The sequence below is a fragment of the Yoonia maritima genome (assembly GCF_002933395.1).
In the GTDB taxonomy this organism is placed as follows: Bacteria; Pseudomonadota; Alphaproteobacteria; order Rhodobacterales; family Rhodobacteraceae; genus Yoonia; species Yoonia maritima_A.
In genome coordinates this window covers 905,486-912,687 of the sequence record NZ_PKFN01000008.1, presented here as the reverse complement: position 1 = coordinate 912,687, position 7,202 = coordinate 905,486, and the positions used below count along the sequence as shown (strand labels likewise).

Sequence of the window (7,202 nt, the reverse complement as noted above, 5' to 3'; positions counted from 1 at the left end):
ACAACACCCTCCGACACGGCATGACATACAAAGACCCCGGTGCGACCCATTATGAGGAACGATACCGCAATCGCGTGTTCGGTAATCTCAAGCGCCGCGCAAAGTCTTTCGGCTATGATTTGCAAGAGTTACCACCGGAGACTGACATGGCTGCTTCTTAGGAAGGCGGCGATCTTCTTTGCAGGCCAAAAGCCGTGAGGTTTAAGTTTATTGAAGAGCACAATCCACATTTTCTATCCAACGCATGTGCCAGATTATGCATGTCAGGGCGCGGGGCTTGCGTGCTTTCCGCAGTCGGCCTGCCAGCCGCAGGCAACGATCTGATCTGGTCACGCTGGCGCACATTCGTGAGCAGTTCGCGCTGTCGTTGGGTAGTTATGGCTGCCCACGCATGACAGAGGAACTGAAGGAATTGGGCGTTGAAGATGGCCATCGCGTTCCGGAAACCACCCAAAGACTGTATGCATCACACGGATTGTGGGTCGCAATATTGTTCGCACGATTATCAGAAAGTCCTGCGCCAGCACGGGTTCATGATATCGATGTCCGGAAAGGGCAATTTCTATGACAATGCGGCGGTTGAGACCTTCTTCAAAACCGTCAAAGCCAAACTGATATGGCGGCGGTCATGGGAAACGCGCAGGCAAGCTGAGATGGCGATCTTTGAGTACATCAACGGCTTCTACAATCCGCGACGCATGCATTCAGCACTCGGCTGGAAAAGCCCCGTCGCTTTCGAAAGAAAAGTAGCTTAAACGAGCACTTGGCGCGGCACGAAACCGCCACAGGTCTACATTTGTGACGTTCCAGTATTTTCCAATACGATCACCAGCTGCTAAAGTTCATGTATGCACATCCCCGTTCTACATTTCTTTCCACCTGCCAGTGCCCGGACCCATGAAGTTTGCGGGCCTAGTGCCTATGGTTTTGCCTGTGCGCTGGCCGCGCGATTGGGGGGGCAGACACTTTGGGTGCGCGAAGCGTGGGATGCTGTGCAGCTTAACCCCAACGGGTTTTCTGATTTCATTGATCCTGCGACCCTGACCATCTGCGATACCAAAGACCAAAAGGATGCTTTGGCTGTCGCCGAAGAGGCCTTGCGCTCAAATGCTGTCACGCTTGTTGTGATCGCGTTGAGCCAGCCTATTGGCCTAACCGCAGGGCGGCGGTTGCAGCTGGCCGCACGGGATGGAAAGGCAACGGGGTTGGCTATCATCCCTGAAGGCATGGGCAGCAATGCGGCCGAAACTCGGTGGCGCTGTAGCCCGGCTTTTGATGCTAAAGACTCGACTCTGCAAACTTGGGAGCTTATTAAGAACAAAAGCGGAACATTGGGTGTCTGGCATGTTCGATGGGATACAACGGCGCATCGTCTCATTATGGTTTCCCCGGCTGGCAACTGACCGGGTTTTACGTCAGCGCCTGATCGATGCGCCCTTTGTCCTGACGTTGAAACAGAAGAACGCCAATCGTATTTATTGCCTGAACCCGGATGCCGCGCGCAAAGGGCTTTATCGGGGTATGTCTTGTGCCGATGCGCGCGCCTTTTGCCCGAGTTTGCAAAGCGCGTCTGCCGATCCTGCAAAAGACAAACAGTTTCTTCTTATCCTGCGCCGTTGGGCGACGCGGTATTGCCCCTGGGTCGGGATAGAAGGCGAGGATGGGTTGGTGCTTGATATAACGGGTTCGGCGCATCTTTGGGGCGATGAGCCTGCCATGATTGTCGATATGCGCCGGCGGTTGGCCCATGCGGGGGTCTGTGTGCAGATCGGGGTTGGGGATACACGGGGCGCGGGTTGGGCGCTGGCGCATTATGGCGAAGGGACCGCACAACAGGGCGATATGCTTGGGGCGCTGGCCCCTTTGCCCGTCGCGGCCCTGCGTTTGAGTGATGATATATCGGTTGCATTGCACCGGCTGGGGTTACGCACCATTGGCGATCTGGCGGCGGCGCCCCGCGCGCCGTTGACCCGTCGTTTTGGCCCCGGCCTTTTGCTGCGGCTTGATCAGGCATTGGGCAATCAGTCCGAGGAGATCACACCACTTGCAGAACCCCCGCATTACGGCGTGCGGATGACCTTGCCAGAACCGATCGGATTATTAAGCGATGTTACGGCGGGCACTGAACGCTTGCTGGTGCAGCTTTGTGCCAAACTGAAAGCGCAAGAAATGGGCGCGCGCATGTTATGCGTGACGCTGCGCCGGGTGGATATGGGTGAACAACAGGTTGAGCTGCGTCTAGCGCAGCCATTGCGAGACGCCAAGCGTATTCTCCCCCTGTTCGAACGGGGATTGTCCGAGGTCGAGGCCGGGTTTGGCATTGATCAATTGCGCCTTGAGGCAACACAGGTCGAGCCCTTGCCTGCGCAGCAGATCAGCCATGTGTCGGGTCGCGCTAATGATAAGCTGGATGATCTGATCAGCCGCCTTGGCGCGCGCATTGGGCTGGAAAACATCAAACGTTTCCTACCCGCTGACAGCCATATCCCCGAACGCAGTTTTATTGTCGCACCCGCTGCGTATTCTGACCCGCAAAGCGGTTGGAGCAACGCGAATCTACGCCCGCTTTGCCTGTTTCCACCAGAACCGATTGCGGCCCATGGCCCGCGACCGCCAAGCCAGTTTCGATGGCGGCGCATGCCCCTGACCACGGGACGCGCCACGGGACCGGAACGCATCGCGCCGGAATGGTGGCTTTCGGATGAAAATTGGCGTTCTGGCTTGCGCGATTATTGGCGGGTGGAAACCAAACAGGGTCGGCGGCTTTGGCTGTTTTATACCCCGCAAAATCCCGGCTGGTTCGTGCAGGGAGAATTCGCATGATCGAGGTAAATCGCACCCATCGCCCGGTCGAGGCCTTTCGCCGGGACATGCTGAATTTAGATGCACATGGGCGGGCCTATGCGGAACTTTGTGTAACGACGAATTTTACCTTTCTGACCGGGGCCTCCCACCCCGAAGAATTGGTGATGCGCGCAGCCGAACTGGGCCTGTCCGCTATCGCAATAACAGATCGCAATTCCCTTGCTGGGGTCGTGCGGGCATGGACCGCATTGAAAGAGCTGAAGCGCGAAGCGGAAGGTGCGGTGCAAATCCGATCCCAACACCGTCTTGATTCTTCTTCTAGACAAGAAGTTGGGCAGGTCGATCCGATCGCAAAACCGACAATATTTTCACTGCCGAAGCTGATTGTTGGCTGCCGTTTGGTTTTGTTGGATAGTCCCGTGGACTGGCTGGCTTTGCCCTGTGATCTAGCCGCATATAAACGGCTGACCCGGTTGCTGACACTGGGCAAACGGCGGGCGGAAAAAGGCCAATGCCACCTGTATCGCAAGGACATGATGGCCGCCTGCAAAGGCATGATCTTGATTGCCTTGCCACAAACCGGCCTGACTGAATCCACCGCAGATATTCAGGCCATGCGGCGGCATTTTCCCAATCACGTTTTTCTGGGCGCAGCCCCGCGATATGACGGCACAGATCAAAGCTATCTGGCGGATTGCGCCCTGTTGGCACATAAAACATCTGCCCCCATGGTCGCGGTTGGCGATGTTCTGATGCACCGCGCTAATCGCAGACAATTGGCCGATGTGCTGACCTGTATGCGTGAACATATCACCATTGATCAGATAGGTACCCGTGCGCTGCCCAATGCAGAGCGCCGTTTGAAATCCGGCGCTGATCTGGCGCGGCTGTTTCGCCACCACCCCGGTGCGCTACGCCGCACGGTTGAGATCGCTAACAGATGCAGTTTCGATCTGGGAGAGCTGTCTTACGAATACCCCCATGAGGATGCTGGGAATGCAACCCCGCAGGCCCGGCTGGAACGGCTGGCCCATGAAGGGTTGGCACGGCGGTATCCGCATGGCCCGACCGACCGCGCGATCCAGTTGATGAACAAAGAACTAGCCGTGGTCAGCGCATTGAATTTTCAGGCTTATTTCCTGACTGTTCATGACATTGTGCAATTCGCCCGATCTCAGGGCATCTTGTGCCAGGGACGCGGATCGGCGGCTAATTCGATCCTTTGCTATCTGCTGGGGATCACGGATGTCAGCCCGGATATGATTTCTATGGTGTTTGAGCGGTTCGTCTCAAAACACCGGGGTGAGCCGCCGGATATTGATGTCGATTTCGAACATGAGCGGCGCGAGGAGGTCATTCAGTGGATTTACCGTAAATATGGTCGCCACCGTGCAGGGCTTTGCGCCACCGTCATTCATTTCCGATCCCGCGCTGCGATCCGCGAAGTGGGCAAGGTCATGGGGCTGTCTCAAGACGTAACCGCAGGCCTGTCCAGCCAGATCTGGGGGATGACCAATGGCGGCGTCGATCTGGACCGCATTCGCGAAATCGGCCTTGATCCCGAAGATCGTCGCCTGATGCAAACCATTCGCCTGATCGCAGAAATCATCGGGTTTCCCCGCTATCTATCACAGCATGTTGGCGGTTTCGTCATCACGCGTGGGCGGCTGGACGAGCTGTCGCCTATATCAAACGCCGCGATGGAGGATCGCACCGTTATTGAATGGGACAAGGATGACATCGACGCATTGGGTATTTTGAAGGTCGATGTGCTGGGCCTTGGCATGTTGAGCTGCATACAAAAGGCATTTGGGCTGTTGCAGAGGCATGAGGACATCACGCACACCATCGCAACGATCCCGCAGGACGATCGTGACACCTATGATATGTTGTGCCGCGCCGATGCGGTCGGTGTTTTTCAGGTGGAAAGCCGGGCGCAGATGAATTTTCTACCCCGGATGAAGCCACGGGAATTCTATGATCTTGTGATTGAGGTTGCGATTGTCCGCCCCGGCCCGATCCAGGGTGGCATGGTACAACCCTTCATCCGGCGTCGTCAGGGGCTGGAACAGGCCGAGCCCTTTGGCCCCGCCCTAGAAGAAGTCACGAAACGTACACTTGGTGTGCCCCTGTTTCAGGAACAAGCCATGCAAATCGCCGTAGTCGGGGCCGGTTTTAGCGCGGAAGAGGCTGACCACCTGCGCCGCTCGCTCGCCTCATTCCGGCGCATGGGCACAATCGGGGCGTTTGAGGATAAATTCATCAACGGCATGTTGGCAAACAGTTATGATATCGAGGTCGCCAAACGCTGCTTTTCCCAGATCGAAGGCTTTGCCGATTACGGGTTCCCTGAAAGCCACGCCGCCGCCTTTGCCATGCTGGCCTATGTATCGGCTTGGTTGAAATGCCATCATCCAGCGGTCTTTGCCTGCGCGCTGCTTAATTCCCAGCCTATGGGGTTTTACGCCCCGGCCCAAATCGTGCGCGATGCACGTGAACACAGCGTCGAAACCCGACCGATCTGCGTCAACTACTCGGAATGGAACAATACATTAGAACGCCGCCCTGATGGCGCGCTTGCGTTGCGGCTGGGGTTTCGCCAGATCAAGGGTTTCAAAGAAGAAGACGCAAGCTGGATCGTGGCCGCACGCGGCAATGGTTATCCCGACCCCGAGGCTCTTTGGCTGCGCGCCGGTCTACGCGCCGATGTGCTGACACGCCTGGCCGAGGCAGATGCGTTTTCTGACATGGGCCTTTCCCGCCGTGATGCGCTTTGGTCAGTCAAGGCAATCCGCGCCCCCAATCCATTGCCTTTGTTCAACGACCCTATTGATGGCGAAGGTATTGAGGAACCACAGGTCCATTTGCCAACCATGCAATTGGGCGAAGAGGTGGTCGAAGATTACGTGTCCACACGGCTGACATTGCGGGCGCATCCCATGGAGCTGTTGCGCCCCGCGCTGCCCGGGTTGGTGACACTTGCCTCTTTGCAAGATATCCCGCTTGGCCGTTACAGCATTTGCGGTTTGGTGATCACCCGCCAGCGTCCGGGAACGGCGTCGGGTGTAATTTTCCTGACGCTGGAGGATGAAACCGGGGTCAGTAACGTTGTGGTCTGGCCCAAGGTTTACGAACGGTTCCGCCGTATCGTCATGGGCGGGCGGTTGCTGCGGGTGCAGGGCTATCTGCAACGCGAAGGCATCGTTGTGCATCTGATTGCACAAGACGTGCAGGACATGTCCCACACATTGTCAGACCTAGGCCACCCGCTGCCTGACGCCCTGACAACCGAAGGCCCCCGCGCCGATGATACCCCGAAAAAAGCCCGCTACCCCGCCCGCGCCATGCACCCGCGCGATCAAGCAAAACGCCTGTTTCCAAGCCGAGATTTTCATTGAACCGCCGTTCGTCCAAGGCGCAGCATTAAGCAAAAGGGACTCACTGCGGCCTAATGCACTTGCAGAGATAGTGCGAGCCAATGCCTTCTGGCATCGGTCATTCAACCCAATGCTATGCTTTCGGCGTCAACACGGTGTCGATGATTGGGTCTGAGCGGCCTGAGTAGGCCATGTATCACTATGCTGGTCATGGTGTTACCGACCTCGTTGTCGAAGAAAAACATGTAGGATCGCTGCGGGCCGCACCGCTTCCGTCGAATAGCATTGCCTCGCCCCCATCCGCGTTCGCCACATGGCAAGGTTTCAGGACGACCCGCTTACAGCGGTTCTTACAGAAACCTGCACCAATGAAGGGAAGCAACCGATGGTCTGGTGGCAAGATAAAATGATTTGGGTCAAAGTCTTGACGGAAAGATCAAAACTGCTTGGCGTCTTATAGTCGTGTGAGGCGACACATAGTTTTACCATTCTTGTGAAGATGACGGTCTGATTTTAAAGAGAATTCAAGAACTGCGACGCACGAGCTTTGCCTTTTGCGGCTCGAAGGTTTTCCTTTCGCCCAAAGGCGATAGATCTCGAAAATTACGTTTCAGGTAGTCAATCAGCCGTCATCGGGCCTCCAGATCGCATCAAGACTGCGCAAAACCTCAGCTACTTCGTCCCTAGCAGAGGTGAACCGCCGAGCTAGACGTTCTTCGTGACGACCTGCCAAGACTAAAACAACGTCAAGGATGGTGTCTGAATGCCGCATCAGCTCAATCAGGTTCTCACCGGTTGGACCGTAGGTTTCCGATATCCAGTTTTTAGCTGTTCGTTCGCTTGCTCCCGTCCACCGCGCTGTTTCTTTCGCCGCGCGACCAGCGCCACCCAATTCTTGAGACAGCGCTAAACTGATCGCCTTCCGGTATTCTGAAGCAGAAACCAGTCCCTCGCATTCTCGATGAAACAAGCTGCCCTTTTTATGAAACATGTTTCCGACCCTCACCCGTTAAGATTGAG

Annotated in this window: 4 protein-coding genes and 1 pseudogene; 4 read left to right on the top strand and 1 reads right to left on the bottom strand. The window is 56.2% G+C overall.

Annotated elements, in window-relative coordinates; genetic code table 11:
• Positions 1 to 173: 173 nt before the first annotated feature.
• From CYQ09_RS11130 to CYQ09_RS11115, 4 genes and pseudogenes are all read left to right on the top strand, one after another.
• Positions 174 to 755, top strand: a pseudogene (locus CYQ09_RS11130) (IS3 family transposase); the annotation flags it as partial.
• Positions 756 to 848: 93 nt separating this feature from the next.
• Positions 849 to 1,403 carry an ImuA family protein gene (locus CYQ09_RS11125; protein WP_106745425.1) on the top strand — a complete coding sequence of 185 codons (555 nt, stop codon included), beginning with the start codon at positions 849 to 851 and terminating at the stop codon, positions 1,401 to 1,403.
• Entirely contained in the window at positions 1,345 to 2,823 is a 1,479-nt protein-coding gene (locus CYQ09_RS11120) for a Y-family DNA polymerase (protein WP_106745424.1), read from the top strand. The genes CYQ09_RS11125 and CYQ09_RS11120 overlap by 59 nt, the downstream gene beginning before the upstream one ends.
• A complete protein-coding gene (locus CYQ09_RS11115; protein ID WP_106745423.1) occupies positions 2,820 to 6,203 on the top strand; it encodes an error-prone DNA polymerase in 3,384 nt (1,127 codons plus the stop codon). The genes CYQ09_RS11120 and CYQ09_RS11115 overlap by 4 nt, the downstream gene beginning before the upstream one ends.
• 601 nt (positions 6,204 to 6,804) lie before the next feature.
• On the opposite strand, the gene CYQ09_RS11110 is transcribed toward CYQ09_RS11115, so the two are convergent.
• Positions 6,805 to 7,173: a hypothetical protein gene (locus CYQ09_RS11110; RefSeq protein ID WP_106745422.1), complete on the bottom strand. Its 369-nt coding sequence runs from the start codon at positions 7,171 to 7,173 to the stop codon at positions 6,805 to 6,807.
• Between the last annotated feature and the right edge of the window lie 29 nt (positions 7,174 to 7,202).

What these genes read in the sequence shown, in the direction of transcription:
- CYQ09_RS11110 (WP_106745422.1), bottom strand. Translation starts at nt 7,173, where the DNA reads ATGTTTCATAAAAAGGGCAGCTTGTTTCATCGAGAATGCGAGGGACTG.
- CYQ09_RS11125 (WP_106745425.1), top strand. Translation starts at nt 849, where the DNA reads ATGCACATCCCCGTTCTACATTTCTTTCCACCTGCCAGTGCCCGGACC.
- CYQ09_RS11120 (WP_106745424.1), top strand. Translation starts at nt 1,345, where the DNA reads ATGTTCGATGGGATACAACGGCGCATCGTCTCATTATGGTTTCCCCGG.
- CYQ09_RS11115 (WP_106745423.1), top strand. Translation starts at nt 2,820, where the DNA reads ATGATCGAGGTAAATCGCACCCATCGCCCGGTCGAGGCCTTTCGCCGG.